This is a genomic window from Pseudoalteromonas sp. KJ63-1, assembly GCF_055808145.1.
Window position 1 is genome coordinate 2,447,860 of record NZ_CM147855.1, and the last position, 25,467, is coordinate 2,473,326.

Below are 25,467 nucleotides of genomic sequence, written 5' to 3' on the forward strand. Positions count from 1 at the left end.
CCCCCAAAACTATAACTGTTGATTGATATAACTCATCATTTCATCAACGGCTGAGATCACTTTTGAGTTCATCTCATAAACGCGCTGCGTTTCAATCAAATTAACTAACTCTTCGGTCACATTTACATTTGATGTTTCAAGTGAACCTTGAATAATCGTACCTAAACCTTCAACACCCGGATTACCTTGAACAGGCGCACCACTTACAGCGGTTTCGGTATATAAGTTTTGACCTATAGGTTCAAGGCCCGACGGGTTAATAAAATCACTAATCGTGATCTGACCAATAACCACGTTTTCGGCCTGACCTTTAACGCGAACTGACACTTCACCGTCTTGAGATACGGTGATCGACTGTGCATCGTCAGGTACATTCATTTCAGGCTGAACAACATAACCAGCACCCGAGGTTACAACACGCCCGTCGCCGTCGGTAGTAAACTGGCCGTTACGCGAATAAGCAATATTGCCATCTGGTTGCAGTACTTCAAAAAAGCCAGGGCCTGAAATCATCCAATCTAATGAATTTTCAGTGGTGAGCATATTACCTTGCGAAAAGTTTTTTTGGTTAGCCACCACCTTAGTACCCGCGCCAAGCATTAAGCCTGAGGGCATTTCGGTGTCTTGCGATGAGCGACCGCCTGGTTGATTAATATTTTGGTAAAGCAAGTCTTCAAAAATAGCGCGGCTTTTTTTGTAACCCACTGTACTGGCGTTCGCTAAGTTATTTGATATAACCGATATATCAGTTTGTTGAGCGTCAAGCCCTGTTTTACTTATCCATAATGCTGGATTCATAATAATGTCCTCACGTTAAAGTTAAACGATGCGCATCAGCTGCTCTTGACGTTCGTCAATCTCTTCAGCTGTTTTCATCAGTTTTACTTGTAATTCAAATTGGCGTTGGTGACTGATCATATCGACCATTTCATGCACAGGGTTTACATTCGACTTTTCTAATGTGCCACCTAATACTTGTACATTGGCTGATGTTTCAACTATTTGGCCTGGTTTAGCTCTAAATAAGCCATCATTACCTTTCTCGAGCGTGGCGTTGTTTGCATCAACCACTTTTAGCCGATCAACTTCTTCTAAAAAGTTAGCTGGTGCACCTTGAGGGCGAACTTGAATAGTGCCATCTTTGCTAAATTCGATTTTTTCAATCGGTACAGGTAATATGACTGGCCCACCTTCGCCAATAACTTGACGACCGTCGCTGGTAGTTAACATACCTTCAGCCGTTATATTTAACGAACCCACTTTTGTATAGGCTTCATTACCAGAGGCATCCTGAACACTCAGCCATGCATTATCGCTCATGGCAATATCAAGGCTGCGACCTGTTTCGACAACACCGCCCGATGTCATGTTTGATCCTGGGCGCTCTTGCATAGCAAAAACACGAGTCGGCAAACCTTCACCGAAAGCCTGCATTGAGCGCGCTTGCGCAAAATCAGATTTAAACCCAGTGGTGTTTGCATTTGCCAAATTATTGGCTTTAAGAGCAAGCCCTTGCATGCTTTGTTTAGCGCCAGATGCGGCTATGTAGACCATTTTATCCATAACATCGACTCATTAAGAAATCTATATATGAGTAAATGCAATATAAGTGCCAAATTAAATTAAAGCATGAATAAGATTTTAAGAGAGGAATAAAAAAGGCTGCATTAAGCAGCCTTTTTAAATCAAAATATTGTCTTGTCCTGAAATGTGTTTACACATTTAGGACTTATTTTATGAAAACCACTAAAACTAAAGACGTTAAGCGTACTCAACGAGATTATACATTAGGCTTTAAATTATCCATTGTTGAGCAAGTAGAAAAAGGCGACTTCACATATAAACAGGCGCAAAGTCATTACGGTATTCAAGGTCGTAGCACCGTTCTGGTATGGCTGCGAAAACATGGTAAATTAGATTGGTCTAAACCAACTTATATAGCCAACATGCCTAAATCAAAAGAAACCCCAGCACAAAAAATTAAACGTTTAGAGCGCGAGGTAGAGGAGTTACGCCTAAAGGATTTAATCAAAGATGAAATGATTAATATTATGGATGAAGAATATGGAGCGGGTTTGCGAAAAAAGTACATATCCGAGCTATCACGCGCGCAAAAGAAAACCAGCAAGTAAAGCTTACTCCTTTATGCCGTGCATATGGCATAACGCGACAAGGTTACTATCAAGCTATGCGCAGAATAGATTCTCGGAATAAAGCGTTGAAGCCAGTCAAAGAGTTAGTGATGTATTGGCGGCAATTCATGCCTCGTATTGGTGGGAAGAAACTTTATCTGATGATAAAGCCAGAGCTGCAAGAGCGTGACATTAAACTAGGCCGAGATTGTTTTTTTGACTATTTGAGAGAGCATGACTTGCTTGTAAAACCAAAGAAAAATTACACTAAAACAACAAATAGTAATCATTGGATGCACAAGCATCCCAATTTACTAAAAGAATACAAACCTACTGCGGCCGAGGAAGTCTTCGTTAGTGACATTACATACGTAAAGTCATCGCAAGGCGTGCATTACCTGTCGTTAGTCACTGATGCTTATAGTCGAAAAATAATGGGTTATGAGCTCAGTGATGAAATGAAGGCAACTGATGTAGTCAAAGCGTTAGAGATGACGATTAAGCAGCGGGTGTATAAACGTGATGCTATTCATCATTCAGATAGAGGTTTACAATATTGCTCTGAAGTATATCAAGGTATGCTATTAAAGGAGGGAATTAGGCCATCTATGACCGATGGATATGACTGTTATCAAAACGCATTAGCTGAGCGTATTAACGGGATATTAAAACAAGAGTTTCTACTGTATAAATGTCGTAATATGGCAGAGTTAAAAGAGCTCGTTGAAGAATCGATATTTATATACAATGAAATGCGACCGCACTTAAGTTTGAATATGAAAACACCAAATCAAGTGCATAAAAAAGACCTGGCGCTTTCGCACCAAGTCTTTCATTAAAACCGTCAACCTATTTCAGGACGGGACATATGGTTATCGGATCTGTAAAATATTTTGTTGCAGCGTTGAATTCACTTCAAGCGCACGAGAGTTTGCTTGGAAGTTACGCTGCGCACTAATCAAATCAACCAGCTCTGTGGTTAAGTTTGTATTTGATTGCTCGAGCGCTGAAGAATTAATTTTGCCTAAAGTCCCTGTTCCCGGCTCACCCGCAATCGGCTCACCTGAGGTTAAACTTTTTTTCCATGAAGTATCACCCACCTGTTGTAAACCTTGTGAGTTTGCAAACCTAACCATGGCTACTTGACCTAAATATGAAGTGTCACCATTGCTGTACGACGCAACAACTTTACCATCAGTACCAATATCAATACCCGCTAAGCGACCCACTGTAGCACCGTCTTGTTCAAGCGCCTTTACTTCAAATCTATTAGCATATTGAGTAGGAATTTTACCTGTAGTACCAGCCTCATCACGCCACTGAATTGCAATGTCATTAAACTGTGCACCGTTACTCAATAACCCTGAAAAGTTAGCTGTATTTAAATTTACATCATCAAAGGTACTTCCTGTAATAGGTGCGCCATTGGTTGTTTCTGGCGTACCGCTTGCGTTAAATCCAAACGTACTAAGTGGGCTTGGAGTTGCCGTTGCAGCACCGGTAGCATCAAATGGTTTTTGATCCAATGTACCATGCACTTGCCATTCGTTTGGTGCAGTTTTAACAAAATAAAACTGCATTACATGCGGCTCACCTAGTGAGTCGTAAACTGTGGTTGAAGTCGAAGAGTTATAAGTAGTGCCATCTGTTGCATCAAATGGCACAGCTATAACATCGTCACGCGAATCAACATTGAACGACGTATAAACGTTTGAAGTAGAGCGCGGAGACCCTGATGAATCAGGTATTTGCAGTGCAGAAGATGTGCTTAAACTAACCGAAGTAGTACTGCCTGTAACTTCATTCACCGGAAAACTCTGTAAGAAGTTTCCTTTAGCATCAACTACAAAGTTATCTTTATTAAGCTTAAACGCACCTGCGCGAGTATAACTAAAATCTAAAGAGCCTAAATCATTACTTGTTGCAAAGTAACCTTCACCCGTGATCGCTAAATCCAGTGAGTTATTAGTAAACTGCAGTGACCCTTGATGAAACTGCTGGGCAACCATGGTCGTTTGCACACCATCACCATTTTTCGTTTTACCGGCGCTAAATACTGATGATGCGTATACATCAGCAAACTCGGCGCGAGACTCTTTAAAACCAGTGGTGTTTACGTTGGCAATGTTATTGGCGGTAACATCCAAATCTTTTTGTGCGGCAGCAAGGCCTGTTAATGCAATATTGAAGCTCATAATTAACCTCTAACCTAAAAGTATTTAGCCTGATGGCTAAAAAATACATAAAATCTATTACGCGATTTCTGCGACATCAGTCAGCCTAACCGCACCTTCTTTTGTATTAATAATAATGCCGCTTGAGCCATTAATATTAACACTTTCAATATTTTTGAATGTAGCTAATGGGAGGCTTGAAAATTCCCCATTTGTACTACCCTCTGCTTTAATATTGTATTCACCAGGAGGTAGTCGTTCACCCGCTTCATTTTTACCATCCCATGCAAAACGGATAGCTCCTGCAGGCTGAGTACCTAAATCTATAGTTTTAACCAACTGCCCGGATGCATCTTCAATGCGGATCATTAAACTATCGACTGGCTTTTCAGCTACAACAGAACCTCTTGATTCACCCGACTCATTAAGCTCCAGTGTATCCGACTCCAACAAAGCTTGTTTGCCTACCAGTGTTGATGCTTGCAACGCCGAATTTGATGTCATCGACGCGGCTAAAGACTCAAAGTTAGAGTTTAAATTTGAGATCCCTTCAGCCATGGTAAAGTTTGTCATTTGTGCAATCATCTGATCGTTATCAGCTGGTTTGCTGGGGTCTTGATATGACAACTGCTGTGTTAACAACGAAAAGAAATCTTCTTGGGTTAACGCATCACTGTCTTCTTTTTGTGGCACTTGCGTATCTTGCCACCTTAAAGAGTCCATGTAGGATGAAGAAGTACTAATATCGTTACTCATGAGCTACCCTCAGTTACCGCTGACCTAACAGCAGTGTTTTACTTAACATTTGCTTAGCTGCATCAGCAACTTGAACATTTGTCTGATAAGAGCGAGATGCAGAAATCATATTTGCCATCTCCTCAACAACATTCACGTTGGGTTTATAAATATAACCATTTTCATCCGCACTCGGGTGGTTTGGGTTATATTCAATTTGCAGTGGTTTATCACTCTCAACCACTCCTAACACTTTCACACCAACGGCAGAGCCCTGTGGGTTGCTTGCTGACGCTGACGCTTTTGTTAGCTCCGCAGCAAATACAGGTTGTCGCGCTCGGTACGTTTCATTTTGTGAAGAGCTAATTGTATTGGCATTAGAGATATTACTTGCGGTGGTATTTAATCGCACGTTTTGCGCGCTCATACCTGAACCTGCAATATCAAACACATTATATAAACTCATAATTAGGCTCCTTGACTACCGAGGGCTTTTTTCAGGCCTTTAAATTTACCATTTAGAAACTGGACACTGGCCTGATACTCCATAGCATTCTGTGTATACAAGTTCCGTTCCACTTGTATATCAACAGAGTTACCATCACCTGTATCTGTTTGATTTGGCGTACGAAATAATTCATTCCCACCTACACTACGGGTACCACCGGCAATGTGTTTTTCGTTGGTTCTTACCATCGTATTGCCGCTTAGTTGGTTAGACTTTGCCGTTTTTAATGCTGAGGCAAAGTCGATATCTTTTGCTTTATAGCCGGGCGTATCAGCATTTGCGATATTAGTAGCGAGCATTTCTGCTCTTTGCGAACGGATCAACATCGCATGCGGATGCACGCCTAATGCTTTATCAAAACTGATAGCCATAACTACCTCCAAAAAATTGACTTAGTATCAATAAAGCAATAAGTAAGCCAGCAATGAAAGTAGTGATGAGAAAAACAAAAAACGACGCTACAGCGCCGTTTTGAAGAGGAGGTATATCTTAATAGTCGTCATTTCTTTTGGTAAATAATACCGGGGTTACAACGCACCATATCAAATTCGGTACTCAAACCAGACATAGATTCCGACGCACCTAAAAATAAATACCCCTTAGGGTTAAGTGCTTGAGAAAATTGCGCAATTATTTTAGCTTTCACCTCAGGTGAAAAATAAATTAAAACATTACGGCAAAATATAATATCGAACTTACCCATCAAGGCGTACGAGTCGAGCAAATTTAAATGCCTAAAGCTCACTTGCTTTTTCAATGAGTCAACCACTTGTGCCATACCATTGCCGCTGTCTTTAAAAAATTTCTTACGACGATCAGCAGATAGCCCGCGAGCCAGTGCCAATGCATCATATTCAGCGTTTTTACACATATCTAGCATGGTATTTGATATATCAGTACCCACTATTTGTGCACCCATTTTTAAAACACCAGGGCTACTTGATTGAAACTCAGCCACTGACATAGCAATTGAATAAGGTTCTTGCCCTGAAGAGCTCGCAGCAGACCATATTTTTAATGGTCTATTTAACGCTTTAAACTCAGGGAATAATCTGGTTTTGAGTAACTCAAATGGATATTGATCTCTAAACCACAATGTTTCATTGGTTGTCATGGCATCAACAACAGCAGCGCGCAATTGACGCTCATGTACGCCAAGTGTTTTGCTAACCAGTTCAGATAACGACTCAACATTAAATCGGGACATTAATGGCGCCAAGCGACTTTTAACCAAATACTGCTTATTTTCACCTAAAACAATACCGCACTGTTGTTCTAAAAATAAGCGAAATTGATCGTATTCTGTTTGCTGCAAATCTTTATTAGTCAAATCAATAACACCTATGTTTATTAATCACAATGAACCCACTTATTAACGGCTGTAGCAAGCTCGTCTGGATTAAATTTTGCAATAAAATCGTCAGCCCCTACTTTCTCAATCATTGCTTGGTTGAACACACCGCTTAATGAAGTATGTAAAATCACATGCAGTGGAGCAAGTTTGGGGTCAGCTTTAATTTCTGCAGTGAGTGTATAGCCATCCATTTCTGGCATTTCTACATCAGAAATAAGTAACCCTACTCGCTCTGTAATATCGTTCACACAATCAAGCTCTGCAATTTCTTTTAGTCTTATTAAAGCTTCCTTACCATTTTTAGCAAGTTCAGTAGTTACGCCTAAAGGTTCTAACGCTCGTTTAACCTGATTTCGCGCAACCGCTGAATCATCGGCTATAAATACTATACGCTCACCCAAATCTTTTTGCATACTACCTTGAGCCTGAGCCGCAACATCTGCGCTAACCTCTGTATTTACTGGACAAATTTCGTTTAAAATTTGCTCAACATCGAGAATCTCAACTAACTCATTTTCGATTTCAGTCACGGCTGTTAAATAAGAATAACGGCCCGCACCGGATGGTGGAGGCAGTATTTTTTCCCAGTTCATGTTAACAATCCGCTCAACGCCACCAACTAAGAATCCTTGAACTGAACGGTTATATTCAGCAATGATAATAAAACCTTCTTCTATATTTTTTATAGGACGGCCACCTACAGCCATAGATAAGTCAATTACCGAAATAGTTTGGCCACGGATATGTGCAACACCGCGAATATAAGCATTAGCCTTTGGCATACTAGTAAGAGGCGGGCATTGTAATACCTCTCTTACTTTAAACACATTAATGCCGAAGCGCTGACGCCCGTTAAGCTTAAATAACAATAATTCTAAGCGGTTTTGCCCAACCAACTGAGTACGTTGGTTTACTGAGTCTAAAATACCGGCCATTTAAATCTCCTAAGAAAACAAATATAAGGAACGATAATTGCTTTCAATTAATAAAGCGTCATAACACAACGGGGGCGTCTAAATTCTGACGCAAAATATTTATACCCTGTTTGCAACCATAAGCATAGTCGAAACATTATGAGTTTGTTAAAAAAATCAGAAGATACAGTGTTTTTTATTTTCTTGCTAGCCTCTGCTTCACTTTGCCACTAAAGGCTCAAGTATTTAGTAAAGAATCACTTCAAGAAATGGCTGTATCTTATGTTGCACAAAAAGCAGTGACTACAAATGATAACAAAATACAGTTTAGCGCATTACCGTTAGATAGCCGCATACCTGATCGCCATTGTAACTCTGAGCCAGAGCTAGTAACGCCAAGTGAGCCCCCTTTTAATCGTCAAGTCACCATTCAAATAAAATGTAACGATAGTGATAACTGGGCACAATACGTACATGTCAGAATCACTGAATCAGCACCCGTTGTAGTGGCAACGACTAATTTAGCACGAGGTGAAGTGATTACTCCATCCCATTTAAGTATTGATATGCGCCCTGCGCACTTTATACGCGTTCAGTATCTTGATGATCCTGCACAACTTATTGGTAGCCGCAGCAAACGTAATATTCGTGAAGGTATGCCAGTACTACTCAATCAAATTTGTATGGTTTGCAAAGGCGACTCTGTTAACATATTTGCCAATATTAAAGGGTTAAGAGTAAAAACCACGGGTGTTGCATTAGAAGATGGAACCTTAGGTGAACAAGTACGAGTAGAAAACAAAAAAACAGGTAAAGTTTTAAATGCACGGGTAGATGGTGTAGAGTCTGTGCAGGTAAATATTTAATGTAATTTATGCTAAAGTATCTTTAGCAAATGCCGATATATAGGCATCAGTTGGGTAATAAATGGGTTTTTATCATGGTCGGTCAAGTAAACAAATCAAATCAACAGCCTGGTGTTTTAACAAACACTCAACAGCAAAAAGTTGATTTAAAAAGAGATAATGCAAATACGCAGGCTGCGCAAACGCCTTCGCCAAAAGCTGCAAGCGATTCGGTGAGCCTAACACCGCAAGCCAAGCAATTAAAATCTTTACAAGAAAAAGCAGAGCAGTCTTCTGGTTTTGACAGTAACAAAGTTGCTGAACTTAAAAAAGCCATTACCGAAGGCAAGTATCAAATAGACAGTGAGAAACTTGCCAAAAATTTAGCAGACTTCGAGTTTAATGTTTATGGCTGATCATAATAGTTTAATTACGATTAAACTAAACGAACAAGTAAATTGTTTAACAACCTTGAGTGAGCTTCTTACTCAAGAACTTAATGCTATTGCCTCACGTAGAGGCGAAGGTTTGAAAGAAATTGCCCAACAGAAAATGTCTTTTTTAACCAGCATAAGCACCCTAGATAAAGAACTTAGTAACCTGATTGCCAGTAATGATCAGCAAACAGATGAAAACAATGACTTAATAAAGCTGACCAGAACTAAGCTTGAGCAATGTCAAAAACAAAATGAAGTTAATGCTCATGCAGCTCATCAGGCACAGTTAAGTGTAAAGCAGCTGAAAGGTATTTTAATTGGTGCACCTTCATCAATGACCTACGACCAAGCTGGTAGCGTCGTAAATACCGATAACAGCATTGTGCGTAACCTAAAAGCCTAAAAAAATACCCATAAAAAACGCCTAAACGATAATTCGTTTAGGCGTTTTTTATGGGTAATAATTTGTCGCTTAGTAATAAGTGACCTTTTTCACTTCCCGTGGTTTTATCTCACCTATGTACAAGTCGTGAACGCGTTTCATATTAAGTTCAAGCTCAGTTATATACATATCATTAACGGCATATGTTTTTATAATTTGTGCGCCTTTAATAATACCTTGTACTTTGCTTTGTAAATAATCATCTTGGGCAACCGAGCCTGCGACCGTTGTACCTGCGGTAATTTTTTGCCCGTATACTTGCTCTGTTAGTTCGCGATAAGCCTCGAGCTTTGAGGCCTTAATCGCCATAAGCTGTTTTTGCGTGTCACTACTTCCCGACTGCAAACTAATGGGCGCATAGCCAACCGCTTTTAATACTGGGTAATTATTTGGCTCAACATATTTATACTCAACGTGTTTATCAAATATATTACTACAACCGCTTAAAGTTAAGCAGCCTAATGTGATCATTAATGGCATTACTCGCATCATACTGGGCCTTTAAAAACTAATTAAACTCAGTTATGCATGTTTAGTGCCAGTGATATGCCTTTAAATAGATAACAAAAAATAGTGGTACATTACTTGCTGAAGTTGATTAACGCTAACGTTTAATTGGAGTAAAAGTATGAAATCGTTTTTAAAGGCTGTATTAGCAGGGTTAAGTACCACTGCGGTATTAACGTTTTCACCTTTTACTCACGCTCAGTGGTATGAGTCTACCGGCCATGCAGTTATTCAAAATAGCGATATTCCAGGTGCAAAAGCCGCTGCCATAAAAGATGCGATAACCCAAGCCTTAGTATTTTCTGGGGCGCGTGTAAGTTCAGTACAAACCCTTGTAGATGGCGTATTAACTCAAGACCAACTAAAAATAAGCAGCCAAGGCGAAATCCAAAAAATAGAGCTCGTTAGCGAAAACCGCAGCAGTGATGAATTTGCGATTACCTTACGCCTAGATATTTTTGCCCAAACCGAGCAATGCCCACAAAGCAACTTCAATAAATTTATCGCCGTGACGCAAAGTCAGTTAACAAATCGCGAACACGCTAGAATGGGTCAAATATTTGACATTAATAAAGCCGTAAGCAAAAACATCTACACGTCACTGCAAAAATCAAAAATGAGTGCCATACCGGTTGCTTATTTCAATAAAGCGATAAAAGTCGATACCTACTTTAATCAACAACATGACTACTCTAATAGCCAGTTAGAGGAAATTTCATCGCGCAGTAACGCGCAATACGTGTTGTTAAGCCAAATTACCAGTTTATCCACCAGCGATAAACTCAATAGCGACTATGCATTTTGGCAAGATGAAAGCTATCAGCGTCACTACCAAATAGAGTTTAGTTTATTTAATGGCACTACATATGAGCCCTTGTGGCAACAAAGCTATCAAAGCCAAGCCATATGGCCATTTGAAAAAACAGCCATTATTGATGTAAACAGTAATCGTTTTTGGCAGTCACCTTTTGGTCAAAGTATTAGTGAGATAAACCAAACCCTAAGTTACGATTTGCAAGCAGCCATGGCGTGCCTACCCACCCAAGGCAAAATTATGCACATGGAAAATAATAAACTCGTCATTAATTTAGGAAAGGCACATGGCTTAGAAAAAGGCCAACAGCTGAGTATTGCTCATCATAATTATTTAACAGACGCGCAAGGCAACACCATGCCGCATACTATAACTACTTTGAACCGTATTCGTGTAGAGCAGCTATATCAGCATAGCGCCATTGCCGTCAGTATTAATGATCAGCCTTTACCGGGCGTACAAATTAACGATATTGTGGAAGTTGCAACGCCCTAAAGTACTTGGGTTAGCTTAACTTTTAAATTATCGTGAGCGCTTAACCAATCAGCTAACTGCTCAACCCCAGATAAATGCGGGTAGTGGTTTCGACAGGCTAATACAATATTACGTTGCTGATTAGGAAAAATAGGCAAATAATGAATTCCCTCTCGGGGTATTGCAGCAAGTTTTGGCACAAACGTAACCCCATCGTCCATTGCCACCAGCGCTAATAAGGTTTCTAAGCTATTACCTTGATACTGGCTGGAAACATCCACTCCTGCCGAAAAACAAAACTGCTGAGCTTGATCTTTAAAGCAATGTCCATCACTTAACATTAATAGATTACTGCCTTGAAGATCTTGCAGTGCTACCTTTTTATTTACAGCTAAAGCGTTATCAGCAGATACCGCAACTAAAAAGTCTTCTTTATATACATTAATCGTATGGTAATTTTTTAGCTCAGGCACATCCGCTAAAATTGCAAAGTCTACCTCGCCACTGTCTAATGCAGCTAAAATGGTAGAAGTTTGCATTTCAATAAACGAAAACTGGCTTTGAGTAAATGCCGCTTTCATTGATGTAAGCAGTGTAGGTAGTAAATACGGGGCAATAGTAGGAATAATACCAATACTTAGTTTGCCCTGTAACGGTTGGTTAGAAGTAGCAGCCAGTTCTTTTAATATTTGAGTTTGTTCTAATATAAGAGTGATTTGTGTCAACAAACGTTCACCTTGGGTTGTTAAGGTAACGTGCTTAGTTGAACGATCAAATAAGATAACCCCTAATTCTTGTTCTAGCTTTTTAATTTGCCCACTTAAGGTAGGCTGGCTTACAAAGCAGGCATCGGCTGCTTTACGAAAATGTTTAAAATGCGCAACGGCTTTTACATATTCTAAATCTTTTAAGTTCATATTCATACTTAACCTGATAGCTTATGCCTATCAGTTTAATACAAACAAACGATTGGAACTATATTTAATTGTTCGCCATAATGGCTATCAACAAATCAAGAGGAACTAAAAAACATGTTAAACAATATTGAAGGTCAAACAATCCCTAACGTTACATTTGCAACACGTCAGAACGACGAGTGGAAATCAGTAACTACTGATGACATTTTTAAAGGCAAAACGGTCGTTGTATTTTCACTACCAGGCGCATTTACACCAACATGTTCATCAACACACCTACCACGCTACAACGAGTTAGCCGGTGTACTTAAGCAAAATGGCGTTGACGACATTGTTTGTGTATCAGTAAACGATACCTTTGTAATGAACGCATGGGCTGAGCATCAAGAAGCGCAAAACATTACTTTACTACCAGATGGTAACGGTGAATTTACTGACGGTATGGGTATGCTAGTTGATAAAAACGATTTAGGTTTTGGTAAGCGCAGCTGGAGATATTCTATGCTGGTTAAAGATGGCGTAGTAGAGAAGATGTTCATCGAGCCAGATTTACCAGGCGACCCGTTTGAAGTATCAGACGCTGACACTATGCTTGATTACATCAACCCAACTCAAGTAAAACCAGAAGCAGTTACTCTATTTACTAAGCCTGGCTGTCCTTTCTGTAAAAAAGCAAAAGAGCTACTTACAGCTAAAGGCTTTGCTTTTGAAGAAATTGTAATGGGTGCTGGCGCATCACTTACCAGCCTTAAAGCGGTATCGGGCCGTGAAACCGTACCACAAGTATTTATTGGCGGTAAGCACATTGGCGGCTCAGACGATTTAGAAAAATACTTTGCTTAATTAAGTAAATAAAACAGGGGCTGCAACGCCCTTGTTTATTAAAGGAAAAACACTATGAAAGAATTGCAAACCGACGTTGTTGTTATAGGTGCAGGTACCGCTGGTTTAAGTGCCTACCGTAATGCTAAACAGTTTACTCAAAACGTACTTATGATTGAATCAGGCCCATACGGTACAACCTGCGCACGTGTTGGTTGCATGCCAAGTAAATTATTGATTGCTGCAGCAGAAGCCGCGCACTCAATAGAAATGGCACCTGCCTTTGGAGTTCACAGCTCAAAACCGGTTATTGACGGTAAAGCCGTCATGGCACGAGTTAAAAGTGAGCGCGATCGCTTTGCAGGATTCGTAGTAGAAGCCGTAGATGAAATACCTAGCGAAGATAAAATTCGTGGCTATGCACAGTTTTTAGACGCCAACCGCGTGCAAATAGATGAGCACACCATTATCACTGCTAAACGCTTTGTAATAGCAACAGGTTCACGCCCATCTTACCCTGGCGTATTTAATAACTTTGGCGACCGACTGATTATTAATGACGATGTATTCGACTGGGATGATTTACCAGAATCAGTAGCCGTATTTGGCCCAGGCGTTATAGGCCTTGAAATTGGCCAAGCGTTGCACCGATTAGGGGTAAAGGTAAAACTCTTTGGTGTAGGTGGTGCCATAGGCCCACTAACCGACCCAGTAGTTAAAGATTACGCTAACACCGTATTTGCAGAAGAATTTTATGTTGATACCGACTCAAACGTTTCAGATATGAAACAGGTAGGTAATAAAGCAGAGCTAACCTATACCGACAAACAAGATGTTAAACATACCGAGCAGTTTGACTATGTTCTGGCTGCAACCGGGCGAGTACCTAACACCGATGAACTAGGGTTAGAAAACACCGGCATAGAGCTTGATGAACGTGGCGTACCACTTGCTGATGCCCACACTATGCAATGTGGCAACTCTCACATATTTATTGCAGGCGATGCCAGTAACATGATCCCACTGCTTCACGAAGCATCCGATCAAGGAACAATCGCAGGGCAGAACGCAGGCCGCTACCCTCATGTACGTGCGGGTTTACGCCGCGCTAAAATTGCTGCCGTATTTAGTGACCCACAAATAGCCATGGTTGGTGAAAGCTTTAAAGAAATTAGCCAACGATTAGGCAGCTGTGACTGCTTTGAAATAGGCGAAGTCAGCTTTGAAAATCAAGGCCGCAGCCGCGTTATGCTAAAAAACAAAGGCTACATGCGTGTATATGCCGAGCACGGTACCGGCTTATTTTTAGGTGCTGAATTTATAGGCCCACAAGCAGAGCACATTGCTCACTTATTAGCATGGGCTGTACAAAACAAAATGACTGTACCGCAAATGCTAGATATGCCTTTTTATCACCCAGTTATTGAAGAAGGCCTTCGCACTGCACTGCGAGATTTAAACGCTAAATTAAAATTTGGCCCAGACATTATTAACCATTGTATGGAATGTGGCCCAGGCGCATAACACACCACTAATACACACTTGCTACTCAAAGCCAAAACTCTTGTTTTGGCTTTTTTTATGTTAAAAACAGGTATATAAAATGGAGTTTAAGCTGCTACACTCAGGTTAATAAACAAACAAAAATGGACCCACAATGAGCAATAATAAATATAGACTTGTCACTCGAAGCGATTTTGACGGCCTAGTGTGTGCCGTATTACTTAAAGATTTAGATTTAATCGACGATATTTTATTTGTGCACCCAAAAGACATGCAAGATGGCAAAATAGCCATTACCAGCAACGACATTACCACTAACCTCCCCTATGTTGCAGGTTGTCATATTGCGTTTGATCATCACTTAAGTGAAACCGTTCGTAACGAAAGCGATATAAAAAACCATATTATTGATCCAGATGCGCCCTCTGCAGCACGCGTTGTATATGACTATTATGGTGGCGCTGAGAAATTCCCTAATATTTCAACTGACATGATGGAAGCGGTTGATAAAGGGGATTCTGCACAATTTTCAAAAGACGAAATTTTAAACCCAACAGATTGGGTGCTGATGAACTTTATTATGGATGCGCGCACAGGGCTTGGCCGTTTTCGTGAATTCAAAATTTCTAATTATCAGTTAATGATGAAGTTAATTGACGCCTGTAAAGATCACAGCATAGAACAAATACTAGCAATGGAAGATGTTGCCGAGCGTGTTGCTTTATATCACGAGCACAACGCACAGGCTAAAGAGCAAATAGACCGCTGCTCATCAGTACACGACAACTTAGTGGTCCTTAATTTAACCGAAGAAGAGACCATATTCGCCACTAATCGCTTTGTTATTTATGCCATGTTCCCCGAGTGTAATATCTCAATTCATAAAATGTGGGGGCTTAAAAAGCAAAACGTGGTGTACGCCATTGGTAAATCAATCACCAACCGCAGCTCCAATACTAATGTTGGCGAGTTATGCCTTAAATACGGCGGCGGCGGCCATCTAAATGCCGGCACTTGCCAAGTAGAAACTGACAAAGCTGAGCAAGTATTGAGCGAGCTGATTGCTACGATCACTAGTGATGGCTGAGTTATAGGTTCGGGGTTCGGGGTTCGGGGTTCGGGGTTCGGGGTTCGGGGTTCGGGGTTCGGGGTTCGGGGTTCGGGGTTCGGGGTTCGGGGTTCGGGGTTCGGGGTTCGGGGTTCGGGGTTCGGGGTTCGGGGTTCGGGGTTCGGGGTTCGGGGTTCGGGGTTCGGGGTTCGGGGTTCGGGGTTCGGGGTTCGGGGTTCGGGGTTCGGGGTTCGGGGTTCGGGGTTCGGGGTTCGGGGTTCGGGGTTCGGGGTTCGGGGTTCGGGGTTCGGGGTTCGGCAAAGTATTTTATAGAGCGAGCTAAATGATAGCTCGCTTTTTTTATTTATAAATAAAGTTTAATATAAGCGAAGAAGGAAAAATAATCGCTTTAAACGGAATTAGACTCTAATGAATAAAATAGAAAACTTTGAAAATATCTTATATAAAGAATCAAAATTAGCATTCACTAAAATTATTCAAGACCACGGTAGCGAGCTTTATGTTATTGGGTTTTACTTCACAGGAAGCTACAGCCTGCTGCCAATGTTTAATACTTTGTCAGATTTAAAAAAAGTCTTTGCAGAAGAATATAACAATGAAGAAAATGATTTTTTATTAGCTAAATGGAACGTTTCTGATTTCCCCTCTCTTGAAATGCACTCTGAATATTTTAATGATACAGAAGAAGCCTGTTATGAGTTTGATGATATAGACTACACAGCCTCTAGTGAGCAAGTAAATGACCAATGGGAGCAATGGTTAAACGTATTAGAAAGAGTTTTAATTCGTTTAGACTGCGATGGTTTATTTTCAAAAGGCATAGACCGAAATAAAATTACGCTCGCAATCCTTGCTTATGATGAAGAAGAAGCGACTCAATTTGAAAGAATTAAGCGAATAAACTCTCCCGCCGCTCTAAAGTATATTCAAAGCGATTTCGGAACTATGATTAATAAGCGTAATGAGATAGAAAAGTCAGTAATGGATGAATATGAACGTATTCAACAATTGCAATAATGTCTATGGATAACACATATTATGCTCTAATGACACTTGCCATTAGAGCATAAAACATCACAAATTTGAGCTAGAACAACTGAACCTGCTCAAGTATTAGTGCTAGATAGTTTAGAAGTATGTGAGTAAGTCGGTATTAAAAACTAGCCCTGTCAGATTATTATCGTTAACTAATTTTTTGAAATCGTCAGTGCAGTAGAGTGACAGACCTGATTGCATTTTCGATTTAAAAATAAGCTTATTGCTTATATCCTCATCATCAAAAGCAAGTGACTTTAACCCATCTTCAAAGCCATCTAGGTATGCTCTTTCTGTTAGTCTCAAATCCTCTTGAGCAAATATTAATGGATTGAACAAATATAAGTTATCACCATTAGTCTTTAAATCAATGAACTCACCAAATTCACTTAAATAGGCATTTAAGCACTCATAAGCAGACTCATTCAGCACTAAAAATGAACCGTATAAATTAACGTCATAGTTTTGCTTTTTTGCCCTTGGCTCATGCTTACATTCAAAACCATTAGGAGATAGCTCAGATAATGTAGCTTTTCCTTTAGGGACATCATTCATAACGACTTGAATAATATTATCGCTCATAGGCTTATTCGAGTTCTTAACTATCTGTTTTGACATTTCCATTATATCAAGGTTAATTACATCGTAAGCATTTGTTGGCTTTCTTAATTGATATACATTCATATGCCTTTCCACTGCTTATCTATTTTCTCAAATATTTTACTTGGCAACGTACCAGTCCTAATTGCAACTTTTACATTTCGAAGTTTATTGGTGAACAACGCTTTGTTTCAGTTTGTATCATCCCTAAGCTACCTCCAATCCATGACTTATAATTGTATCTGTGTATTTTTCTGAGTGGAGGTGTATCCTTTGTAGCCCAGTCGAGAGCGAAAAGCTAGACGCATTAAAAAAAATTATTCGTCATTACGCTATAAGTAGATGGTTAGGAGAAAGGCGGTTACGCTCTATGTTTAAGGGTAAAGAAGATAGCCTATTAGAACAGGCTCGCTTTGTTGCTGATAACAGTGATTGGAAAGGCTGCATACTCGCTATGGGCGGTTTACACACAAAGCTAAAAGATAGACCTATCAAATTACACACCAATTTAAACATAGTAGAGGAAACGGGCGAGTGCTTGCAAAACTATTACGATGGTGAACTCATACTTAAAGTAAAAGGACTGTGGTTCGCAGGTAAAGCCATAATCACAAGGCACTATTCATGGAAGGTAGAAAAAGCATAACCTAAAGCTAAAACTTATTAGCTAAAGCTCCGTATTATTTAATAAGGGCTAAAGCTATAACATTTAGATAAAATTACAGTTAAATACAACATTTCAAATAGCTAAAGCTCTAAGCTAAGCTTTAGCTCATATCAAACACCATTACAAAGCCAAAAATTACCTTTAACTTACCATTTGCCTGAATGGCAAAAAGGCTCTTACTTGGAGTTCTGTAAATAACTGTACTAAGGGATAAAATTCAACTTAAAACGCTCCAACCTGAGTACTCGTTTACAAATCATTATATGCGCCCATTCCCTCATAAACACAATCATATACAAATTAGCCTCTATCAACTAAAATGTCTGAAAAATGGAGAAGTAAAAAATGGCAAATGAATTTGATGTAGTAAAATACATATTAAAAGAGTTAGGTGAAATTTCTGCAATGAAATTGCAAAAACTAGTTTACTATAGTCAAGCGTGGTCGCTGGTTTGGGATGAGGAAGAGCTCTTTTCAGAAGACTTTGAAGCATGGGCTAATGGTCCAGTACTTCGAACAGTTTACGAACAGCATAGAGGTATGTTTAAAGTTAAAAGTGATACTTTTTCTAAAGGTGATCCCAAAAACTTAACTGAAGATCAAATTGACACTATTGACTCTGTCCTTAAGTTTTATGGTGATAAAAGTGCTCAATGGTTAAGTAATTTGACACATAAAGAATCTCCTTGGAAGGATGCTCGTGCTGGACTAAATGCAATGGACTCATCAAATGAGGCTATATCTAAAGGCTCTATGGAAGAATATTACTCTGCGCTTTAACTATTATGATAAAGAAACTAGAGAGGGAAGCTCGGAAAGACGCTCGGAAAAAAACGTCAAGAAAAGTCAGTAAAATTCAGAGCTGACTTTATCGAAAATAACCCAGAACAAATCCCTAAAATACAATTTCTGCCCGATTTGGATAAGTACCCTAAACTAGATGCAAATATCTCAGAATTAGAAACTCCGAAACAACCAATTATAAACCAATCTGGCTCTAGATTTGGTCTAAAAATGACATGGTGCGCGAGAGCCGCTGATAAATATGAGCAATGGTCATGGGGTGAAGATAGAGGGTGGGCCAGTGATGAATGGAATAACGAAATAGCTAAATGCTTAGACTCTCTTGAAGGCCATGATTGGAAAGAAATCCAAGCTATGACATCAGATACAATGCACTTAATGCATCACGACCATGATATCAGTGATTTATGTGATGAAGCCGTAGAGCGTTGGATAGAGCGAGACTTAGAACAATTTGATACATTGTTTAGGTTTCGACTTGGTAATAAGAAAAGAGCTTGGGGGATAGAGCTCCAAGGCCACTTCTATATGATTTGGTATGAGCGTAATCATCAAATTTACTCCGTAGATTAAATAGAATAACAGACATCAACAAGCTACATATGTGCTACACAGAAAAACACTAAAAACAAAATAAAACTGTAACCCATTGATTTTATTGGTAGCCCCTGCAGGAATCGAACCTGCAACTGCCCCTTAGGAGGGGGCCGTTATATCCATTTAACTAAGAGGCCACGCTTGGTGCTAAGTATTAAGTGTTTGGAAATTATAACGGCATCTGGTTTTTTATATCAAGCATCAAATTAAGTTAATTGCTTGATAAATATATATCTTCTTTATTTAATACATAAAGCGGTATAAATGTTCGGCTGCTGGCTGCAAGGCGCTTATTTTCAATATTTATCACGCGAGCGTTAATAACAACCCCATCTGCACGGTAAATTAATGTACCCGATAAAACATGGCTGGCTATATTCGTACCTGCAAGCTTGCGAGTGTTCCGTGTAAACGCAAAGTCGCCTTGTTCGTTAACGGTAATTAAATTGGCTGTTTTAAAATCAACCGCGCTATAACCAAATTTTTGCAGCTGATGTATGAAGGTTTCTGATAACTGATTACCTAACTGGCTTGCTGTAGTTAAACTTGCGTCTAAATCAACGAACGACGTAACCGCAATCGCTGCATCTTGCGGGGCTACTTGCATGGTGTCGGTTAAATCAAGTGCCATTTGCTCTACGTAGTTAACTAAGCTTTTATGGTGCTTGTTTGGGTTAAACTGCGTTGTATCGGCGTATTGTTCTTGCTCGTCATTTTGCTGCATTTGCGCCATGATCTGGTTAAAATCAAGATTGCTTACCACTGTTTGCTCTGGCTCAGATTTGGCGGGCTTGGTCGCGGTCGACTCGCCCATTAAATTACAGCCTGAAAGTAATAGTGATAATGCACTTATGCTAATTAAAGCTGAACGCTTAGCTAAGTTAGCCATGATAAATCTCACTTACTCGCTTGTTTAAGCATAATGCCATCAGCACTGTTACTACTATTTAGCGCATCAATAACTGATTGCGGAATAAAGCCCTGTGCAGAGCCTACAACCGCTTTGCTTGCTAAACCAACAATACGTGCATTTACTAATATGCCGCCTTGATGGTTTACTAGCGTGCCAGCTAATACGTAACTAAAGTTTTGTTCTTGGTTAAGCTCTAAGTAGTCGCGGCTAAAAACAAAATCGCCACCAGGGGTTACACGCATATAATCGGTGGTTTTAAAATCAATGACCGGCACACCAAAGTTATGCAGTTCGTGCATAAAGCTCTCTGCTATTTGGTTACCTACTAAATCAGCATTGTTGTAGTCACGGTCTAAAAAAACAAAACTTGATACCGCCAATGGCGTTTTAGTATTTACGTACTGTAAGTTTTCAGCCATGTCTTGCATGATGCCACGCACATAGTGATTAATATTTTTACGGGTTGGTGTATTTACTTGTTTGTTTTTATTCATCACTGCGGCTTTATTTTGATAAAGCGAATCTGTATTTGTTGGTGCAGCTACAGGGCGTTGCTCAAAAAACATAGGCGCATCGTCGGTAATTTGCGTGTCACTATGGTTTGTCATTTGTGAACAACCAAAGCCCAGTGGCAAACATAAAGTTAATAGTAGGCGTTTCATGTGTGCTCCTAATTAATATTCACTGCGGTAAATATAGTCACCGCGCTGCTGTATTTTTTCATTACTCCACATCACATTGATGGGAATTTCAGTACTTGCGGCAGATACAATCTGATTAGTTTGCATATTTACCATGCGAGCATTAACAATATAAGCATGTTCTTGACGGGTTAAAGTACCAGTGATCACAAAGTCAATAATCTGACGCTGCTTTAAGTTACTCGTGCTGCGGCTTAACACTGAATCAGCGCTCGCTGATAAGTTAAGCTGGTTTTCAAGCCGATATTCAACCGTGTTGTACCCTAACTGAGTAAATTGGGTTATTAAGCTTTCTTGAACTTGCTGACTAAGCCCTGCTCCCTGCCCTTGAGCAATTAGTGAATCCAAAGCATTGGCTAAATAAAAGCTGCTGACCGCGATTGAAGCGGTGCTTTTAAAAGGCTCTTTGATATGGCTAAGCTGGGCACTCAAGCTATTTACGTACTGGTTAAGCGTATAAGGTGCCATGACCGCTTTAGGCGCATCAGTGCTTATACTCGGCTTTGGCTGGGGTGTTAAGCTACAGCCCGCTAAATTTAATAATAGTAAGGGTAACAAAAGGCGCATAGTTGCCATCCTCTAAAAACATAATAGTTACAAAGCAATTATTATGCCTAATACCCTAGATGCATATTTATTTTAATGGCTGTTGGGTGTAATGGCTCACAATGCAATTGATTTGGCGCTGTTTAAGTTTATCGCAATCGGCAGCGGCATTCGCTTGATTTTGATAAGCCCCAAGCTTTAAACGGTAATAAGTCATGCCACTCACGTTAATAGTTTCTACATTAGCCACAAATTCGCCCTGAAATAACGAAGATGCACTGGCTTTTATTTGATTTAAACTTTGGCTAAGTCGCTCTTTGTCGGTAACGGCTGCAACTTGCAAGGCAAATAAGGCTTTAACGGCTTGTTTTTCATCAGCTGTATTCGCTGCTACTTTAGCTTTTTGTGCAACTTTTGTGGGTGCTACCGTTTCAGCCGAAGCTTTAGCTGTTGATACTGCAGGCGTATTTGTTGATGCAGAGCCTTGTTTTGCCACTACATTTAATTGGCTTATTAATAACTTTAAGTCTTGTTCAATCACTAATAAACGTTCAACACCTGCTTTGGCTGCTTGCCACTGCTGAGACGATGCTTTTAGCTGCGCCAACTCTTCCTCAGAAAGATTGGCACTCGCTTGCATTGGCTGAGGAGATTCTGCAGTTTTGGTGGTGCTGCATCCTGATATAAAAAGAGCAGCAATACAGGCAATTAGTATTGAGTAGCGTTTATATAAATTAGCATATTGCATGGTTAAACCTTATTGTTATTAGTGGCTAATAAGTTGTGCTTGGACTTGGCAGTTCAAGCCTTTTACTTTTAATTCTGCACATACTTGTTCAAGCTCCCCTTGCGCAGACTCGGCATAAGCGACGGCTAAAATATACCGTTTTTGTTTTTCGTCTTTAATATAAAAAGCATCACGCTTTGATTGCTCATTTAAATGACGTTTAATTAATTGATAATACGCTTTCATAATTGGTAATGATGAAAACCCACCCGCATTAGCAATATACGCTGGAGTTTTTGTTTTTTCTTTAAGCTCAAAGTCAACGCCCATTACTACTTCACCTTGCGCTGGTAACTTAACCACCACCTGTTGCGTATCTTTTAAAGACTTACGTTGCTTAAATTCATCATCTATAACCGCTTTATATTCGCCAGGGCGTAAATCGGTAAACAAATAATAACCATCATAAGCAGCCTGCGTTTGTGCCACTTGCTTGCCTTGTTTGTCGAGTAATTTTACGGTAGCAAAAGGCTGTACTTCAGTGCTGCCTTGCTCATCTTGTTTGTAAACAGTTCCCTCTAATTCACTGCTATTATTAAGCGGCACTTCCATATATTCAACAAAGCCGGCACGCGGTGTAATAGAAAAGCCATCATTGGCGGCAACTAAAAAAGGCTCACTAATACTACCTGGCTCTATCACTATGTCGGTGGTTCTATTTGCTGGCATTCCTTTAAGTATTGCTAAACCATTTTCGTTGGTTACAGCTCGGCGGTAGTTTTGAACTCCTTTTACCTTAACGCCTTCAATTCCCTTTTCTCCGTCATCTTGAATATTGTTATTATTTGAATCAAGAAAAACTCTAACCATTAAAGTGCCAGAGTTTGCGAGGCTTCTTTTACTTAAAAAGTACTCGTCAGTGTTCGTATCAAAACCAATACTAAAGCGACTAAATAAACCTAGCCGCCAATTATCATCATCGTCGTAACTCATTGTGCTATTTAAGCTAAAACTATCGCTTTGCCAATTTAGACCCAGTTCCATAGAAACTAAATCATTTATACGAGAGTTTCTTAGTGTGAATTCAGATTGTAAGTTCTGAGATAAACTACGGCTTAATTCTGCTTGGTAACCCAGTATAGTTGAACCAGAGTCTGCGCTGTAGTCAACACTAAAACGAGTGTATGTTTTACCAAATCGATGTTGAAGACGCATACTGCCAAGTGTTGTTGCATCATCTAAAGAATCAAATTTTCGCCAAATTAAGTTGTTACTAACAACGGTACCACCTAAATTATACGATAAGGTATTATCAACACTTAAATATGAGTCGCTAAATTCTCTGCTGTTATAGGCGAGCGTATTTTGATAGCTTAAGCTTCCAAACGATTTATCAAACAACTTTCCTGCCGTATATAATTGATAACTTTCAACTTTCGCTGTCTGCGAATCACCAATTATCTTTTCATTGTTTTGAGACAGGCTTAACCGTACCGATTGACCAATTAACTCACCTCTCGCAGCTACCTCTAGCTTATCTTCATCGTTATTATTTTTTTCATAATCTAGATTAAGTAATACTTTATCAAATATACTTAGGTTCGAACCAAAAGCATAATTGTTAACATAATCACCCGAATTACTATTTAATATTGATGTACCAGCATAAACCGATAAATAGTCAGTTATTCCCGTTTCATAACGACCTGCTAGCTGCCAACCTTTGCCTTGTGTCGAATAAAGTGACTGATTGAATAACTGTTCACCTTGCTCAGTAATTGACAACTCATAAAACGACTCATCTGCTGACAAACTATTTCCATCTATAAAATATTGCTCTGTTTTTCGCTCTACTTGCCCTTGTGGGCCATAAAAAATCAGCTCAAAATTATTAGCGCCAAACAATAAATCAATATCTTCAAATAAATAACGCCCATCAGCTAAACTAAACTGCTGCGCTAGCAGTACATCATTACGGTATAACTCAACATCCCACCCTGGTTGAATAGCACCCGTTAAATTAATTTGATTACTGTTAACCTGTTTAAAAAGTGGTTTGTTATCAACTTTTATTCCTCTGGCGTAACTACTATTAAATTGTTTACCGATTTGAGTTGCTAATACATCTCCAAATTGAACAGTTGTCGCATTTAAAGGACCTAATAACCGTGCATCTTTACTTTGACGGCTAAATGATAATCTTGAATCTGACAGTAAATCTTGCTTTCGTCCTGCAAAAAAATACTGAGCATTAAAATAGGCTAAGTCGTTTGAGCCTAATACAGAGTACCCTAGCGCTGAATCCGTATTACTCTTGGTTGCACTAAGCTGCACATCAGCAAGAGGAGATGAAATTGCACTGTATGGACTGGCCTTCCACGGTAATATAGCTTGGCGAGATTCTCTATTAGTTACAGTTTCTCGCTGCTCTCTTTCGCGTTTTAACTCTATAGGTAATTTGGTGGGGGAGCTTACATATAGCTCAAGTGCTGAATATTCAATATCAATATCTAACGAAAACCACTGCGCTAACAAGTTACTATCAACAAACATATCGCCGTTATCAGCATAAGCTTGTTGGCTGTTAAATGAATATCTAGCGCCGTTAATTTGTACTGTATTTGTATTTAAGTCTAAATAAAACTGATTATCTTCACGAATAAACCAGCCTTGAGCAATAAGGTCATCGCTATTTATATCGATAGCAAAATCTAGGCTTTCTGAAAAACTTAATAAATCTATTAATACACCGGTTTTACTTTTCACCCCGAGCATTTCACCCAGGTAATTTTTTTCACGAACGATGAAAAAAATAATAACTCCCCTTCGGGGATACCCTCACCTTGCTGCACATTAAGCTCAGGCACTGTTCTTTCACTTACAGCTTGATCAGTGTTGTATTGCTGCCATTTTTTATCTATTTTTTTTATGCTAGCAAGAATGGCCTGAGTGTCAGGCTCTGCTGCTAATAATGGATCAATTGATAAAAAAATGATCAACAACCACTTTAAGCGCTTAAAGTAATACATCGCCTATTTCAAATTACCGATAATTGCATTATTAATTGGCGCAACCTTTTCACTAAAAATAGTATCGCGATATTCTTTAAGCCCTGTATAAATGACGCGAACTTCGCCATTTTTCGGGATATTTTGATCTGCAAAAATTGGTATCGTCGCCGTTGTTGTTTTTAGCTCAGGGTAAATACTAAAATCGTTTAACATGGCGAT

Annotated in this window: 30 protein-coding genes and 1 tRNA gene; 12 read left to right on the top strand and 19 right to left on the bottom strand. The window is 39.6% G+C overall.

Going from position 1 to position 25,467, the window contains the following annotated elements; genetic code table 11:
- Positions 1-9: 9 nt before the first annotated feature.
- Both flgG and AC0L7Q_RS11725 read right to left on the bottom strand, forming a co-directional pair.
- Complete coding sequence (gene flgG, locus AC0L7Q_RS11720) at positions 10-798, bottom strand: flagellar basal-body rod protein FlgG (RefSeq protein WP_010387879.1); 789 nt, start codon at positions 796-798, stop codon at positions 10-12.
- Between the two features lie 21 nt (positions 799-819).
- Positions 820-1,563: a flagellar basal body rod protein FlgF gene (locus AC0L7Q_RS11725; protein ID WP_013465590.1), complete on the bottom strand. Its 744-nt coding sequence runs from the start codon at positions 1,561-1,563 to the stop codon at positions 820-822.
- A gap of 173 nt (positions 1,564-1,736) precedes the next feature.
- Between AC0L7Q_RS11725 and AC0L7Q_RS11730 the strand changes: the two genes are divergently transcribed.
- Positions 1,737-2,971, top strand: a protein-coding gene (locus AC0L7Q_RS11730; protein ID WP_409423192.1) for an IS3 family transposase whose coding sequence is annotated in 2 segments (ribosomal slippage) — positions 1,737-2,088 and positions 2,088-2,971 — 1,236 coding nt in all. Because the reading frame shifts where the segments join, the coding sequence is not laid out codon by codon here.
- Positions 2,972-3,004: 33 nt separating this feature from the next.
- On the opposite strand, the gene flgE is transcribed toward AC0L7Q_RS11730, so the two are convergent.
- The 6 genes from flgE to AC0L7Q_RS11760 all read right to left on the bottom strand — a co-directional run bounded on the left by flgE (position 3,005) and on the right by AC0L7Q_RS11760 (position 7,838).
- On the bottom strand, positions 3,005-4,327 hold the full coding sequence (gene flgE / locus AC0L7Q_RS11735; protein WP_409423670.1) for a flagellar hook protein FlgE: 1,323 nt from the start codon (positions 4,325-4,327) through the stop codon (positions 3,005-3,007).
- A gap of 57 nt (positions 4,328-4,384) precedes the next feature.
- A complete protein-coding gene (locus AC0L7Q_RS11740; RefSeq protein WP_413400639.1) occupies positions 4,385-5,062 on the bottom strand; it encodes a flagellar hook assembly protein FlgD in 678 nt (225 codons plus the stop codon).
- A gap of 13 nt (positions 5,063-5,075) precedes the next feature.
- Positions 5,076-5,507, bottom strand: a complete 432-nt coding sequence (gene flgC, locus AC0L7Q_RS11745; RefSeq protein WP_008113068.1) for a flagellar basal body rod protein FlgC — start codon at positions 5,505-5,507, stop codon at positions 5,076-5,078.
- A gap of 2 nt (positions 5,508-5,509) precedes the next feature.
- Positions 5,510-5,920: a flagellar basal body rod protein FlgB gene (flgB, locus tag AC0L7Q_RS11750; RefSeq protein WP_010387869.1), complete on the bottom strand. Its 411-nt coding sequence runs from the start codon at positions 5,918-5,920 to the stop codon at positions 5,510-5,512.
- Positions 5,921-6,048: 128 nt separating this feature from the next.
- A complete protein-coding gene (locus AC0L7Q_RS11755) occupies positions 6,049-6,879 on the bottom strand; it encodes a CheR family methyltransferase (protein WP_138605268.1) in 831 nt (276 codons plus the stop codon).
- A 20-nt stretch (positions 6,880-6,899) separates the two neighbouring features.
- Positions 6,900-7,838 (bottom strand): chemotaxis protein CheV, encoded by a 939-nt coding sequence (locus AC0L7Q_RS11760; RefSeq protein WP_138605267.1) that lies wholly within the window; start codon positions 7,836-7,838, stop codon positions 6,900-6,902.
- Between the two features lie 248 nt (positions 7,839-8,086).
- Between AC0L7Q_RS11760 and flgA the strand changes: the two genes are divergently transcribed.
- The 3 genes from flgA (at position 8,087) to flgN (ending at position 9,502) form a co-directional block, all read left to right on the top strand.
- Positions 8,087-8,683 (top strand): flagellar basal body P-ring formation chaperone FlgA, encoded by a 597-nt coding sequence (gene flgA / locus AC0L7Q_RS11765; protein ID WP_418157305.1) that lies wholly within the window; start codon positions 8,087-8,089, stop codon positions 8,681-8,683.
- Positions 8,684-8,757: 74 nt separating this feature from the next.
- Positions 8,758-9,078, top strand: coding sequence for a flagellar biosynthesis anti-sigma factor FlgM (gene flgM, locus AC0L7Q_RS11770; RefSeq protein ID WP_010387860.1), 321 nt, complete (start codon positions 8,758-8,760; stop codon positions 9,076-9,078).
- The gene (gene flgN / locus AC0L7Q_RS11775) at positions 9,071-9,502 is read left to right on the top strand and encodes a flagellar export chaperone FlgN (RefSeq protein ID WP_413400640.1); all 432 of its coding nucleotides are present in this window, start codon (positions 9,071-9,073) and stop codon (positions 9,500-9,502) included. Before flgM ends, flgN begins: the two co-directional genes overlap by 8 nt.
- A 69-nt stretch (positions 9,503-9,571) precedes the next feature.
- Here flgN and AC0L7Q_RS11780 read toward each other — a convergent pair whose 3' ends face one another.
- Entirely contained in the window at positions 9,572-10,030 is a 459-nt protein-coding gene (locus tag AC0L7Q_RS11780) for an LPP20 family lipoprotein (protein ID WP_198523817.1), read from the bottom strand.
- Positions 10,031-10,169: 139 nt separating this feature from the next.
- On the opposite strand from AC0L7Q_RS11780, the gene AC0L7Q_RS11785 reads away from it, so the two are divergent.
- A complete protein-coding gene (locus AC0L7Q_RS11785) occupies positions 10,170-11,357 on the top strand; it encodes a flagellar assembly protein T N-terminal domain-containing protein (RefSeq protein WP_413400641.1) in 1,188 nt (395 codons plus the stop codon).
- On the opposite strand, the gene AC0L7Q_RS11790 is transcribed toward AC0L7Q_RS11785, so the two are convergent.
- Entirely contained in the window at positions 11,354-12,253 is a 900-nt protein-coding gene (locus AC0L7Q_RS11790; protein ID WP_413402866.1) for a LysR substrate-binding domain-containing protein, read from the bottom strand. The two genes, AC0L7Q_RS11785 and AC0L7Q_RS11790, sit on opposite strands and share 4 nt — an antisense overlap.
- A 114-nt stretch (positions 12,254-12,367) precedes the next feature.
- Between AC0L7Q_RS11790 and AC0L7Q_RS11795 the strand changes: the two genes are divergently transcribed.
- The 4 genes from AC0L7Q_RS11795 to AC0L7Q_RS11810 all read left to right on the top strand — a co-directional run bounded on the left by AC0L7Q_RS11795 (position 12,368) and on the right by AC0L7Q_RS11810 (position 16,664).
- Positions 12,368-13,096 (top strand): glutathione peroxidase, encoded by a 729-nt coding sequence (locus AC0L7Q_RS11795; protein ID WP_008466566.1) that lies wholly within the window; start codon positions 12,368-12,370, stop codon positions 13,094-13,096.
- A 54-nt stretch (positions 13,097-13,150) separates the two neighbouring features.
- On the top strand, positions 13,151-14,599 hold the full coding sequence (locus tag AC0L7Q_RS11800) for a dihydrolipoyl dehydrogenase (protein WP_413400642.1): 1,449 nt from the start codon (positions 13,151-13,153) through the stop codon (positions 14,597-14,599).
- A gap of 133 nt (positions 14,600-14,732) precedes the next feature.
- Positions 14,733-15,665 carry an exopolyphosphatase gene (locus tag AC0L7Q_RS11805; RefSeq protein WP_413400643.1) on the top strand — a complete coding sequence of 311 codons (933 nt, stop codon included), beginning with the start codon at positions 14,733-14,735 and terminating at the stop codon, positions 15,663-15,665.
- A 390-nt stretch (positions 15,666-16,055) separates the two neighbouring features.
- Positions 16,056-16,664 (top strand): DUF4303 domain-containing protein, encoded by a 609-nt coding sequence (locus tag AC0L7Q_RS11810; protein ID WP_409423683.1) that lies wholly within the window; start codon positions 16,056-16,058, stop codon positions 16,662-16,664.
- A 111-nt stretch (positions 16,665-16,775) separates the two neighbouring features.
- Here AC0L7Q_RS11810 and AC0L7Q_RS11815 read toward each other — a convergent pair whose 3' ends face one another.
- Positions 16,776-17,366: a hypothetical protein gene (locus AC0L7Q_RS11815; protein ID WP_413400645.1), complete on the bottom strand. Its 591-nt coding sequence runs from the start codon at positions 17,364-17,366 to the stop codon at positions 16,776-16,778.
- A 286-nt stretch (positions 17,367-17,652) separates the two neighbouring features.
- On the opposite strand from AC0L7Q_RS11815, the gene AC0L7Q_RS11820 reads away from it, so the two are divergent.
- From AC0L7Q_RS11820 to AC0L7Q_RS11830, 3 genes are all read left to right on the top strand, one after another.
- Positions 17,653-17,928: a hypothetical protein gene (locus AC0L7Q_RS11820; RefSeq protein WP_413400646.1), complete on the top strand. Its 276-nt coding sequence runs from the start codon at positions 17,653-17,655 to the stop codon at positions 17,926-17,928.
- Between the two features lie 366 nt (positions 17,929-18,294).
- The gene (locus AC0L7Q_RS11825; RefSeq protein ID WP_182759160.1) at positions 18,295-18,729 is read left to right on the top strand and encodes a Panacea domain-containing protein; all 435 of its coding nucleotides are present in this window, start codon (positions 18,295-18,297) and stop codon (positions 18,727-18,729) included.
- Positions 18,730-18,963: 234 nt separating this feature from the next.
- The gene (locus tag AC0L7Q_RS11830) at positions 18,964-19,326 is read left to right on the top strand and encodes a hypothetical protein (RefSeq protein WP_409423686.1); all 363 of its coding nucleotides are present in this window, start codon (positions 18,964-18,966) and stop codon (positions 19,324-19,326) included.
- Positions 19,327-19,412: 86 nt separating this feature from the next.
- Here AC0L7Q_RS11830 and AC0L7Q_RS11835 read toward each other — a convergent pair.
- The 8 genes from AC0L7Q_RS11835 to AC0L7Q_RS11870 form a co-directional block, all read right to left on the bottom strand.
- Positions 19,413-19,487 (bottom strand) — tRNA-Arg (locus AC0L7Q_RS11835).
- A gap of 74 nt (positions 19,488-19,561) precedes the next feature.
- Positions 19,562-20,239 (bottom strand): FlgO family outer membrane protein, encoded by a 678-nt coding sequence (locus AC0L7Q_RS11840; protein ID WP_409423687.1) that lies wholly within the window; start codon positions 20,237-20,239, stop codon positions 19,562-19,564.
- An 8-nt stretch (positions 20,240-20,247) separates the two neighbouring features.
- Positions 20,248-20,925 (bottom strand): FlgO family outer membrane protein, encoded by a 678-nt coding sequence (locus tag AC0L7Q_RS11845; RefSeq protein ID WP_008466541.1) that lies wholly within the window; start codon positions 20,923-20,925, stop codon positions 20,248-20,250.
- A 12-nt stretch (positions 20,926-20,937) separates the two neighbouring features.
- Complete coding sequence (locus AC0L7Q_RS11850; protein ID WP_409423688.1) at positions 20,938-21,531, bottom strand: FlgO family outer membrane protein; 594 nt, start codon at positions 21,529-21,531, stop codon at positions 20,938-20,940.
- A 67-nt stretch (positions 21,532-21,598) separates the two neighbouring features.
- Positions 21,599-22,258 carry an SPOR domain-containing protein gene (locus tag AC0L7Q_RS11855; protein WP_409423689.1) on the bottom strand — a complete coding sequence of 220 codons (660 nt, stop codon included), beginning with the start codon at positions 22,256-22,258 and terminating at the stop codon, positions 21,599-21,601.
- A gap of 18 nt (positions 22,259-22,276) precedes the next feature.
- Positions 22,277-25,003, bottom strand: a complete 2,727-nt coding sequence (locus tag AC0L7Q_RS11860) for a hypothetical protein (protein ID WP_409423690.1) — start codon at positions 25,001-25,003, stop codon at positions 22,277-22,279.
- The gene (locus tag AC0L7Q_RS11865) at positions 25,000-25,236 is read right to left on the bottom strand and encodes a hypothetical protein (protein ID WP_409423691.1); all 237 of its coding nucleotides are present in this window, start codon (positions 25,234-25,236) and stop codon (positions 25,000-25,002) included. Before AC0L7Q_RS11865 ends, AC0L7Q_RS11860 begins: the two co-directional genes overlap by 4 nt.
- 33 nt (positions 25,237-25,269) lie before the next feature.
- Entirely contained in the window at positions 25,270-25,461 is a 192-nt protein-coding gene (locus tag AC0L7Q_RS11870) for a hypothetical protein (protein WP_409423692.1), read from the bottom strand.
- Positions 25,462-25,467 lie beyond the last annotated feature (6 nt).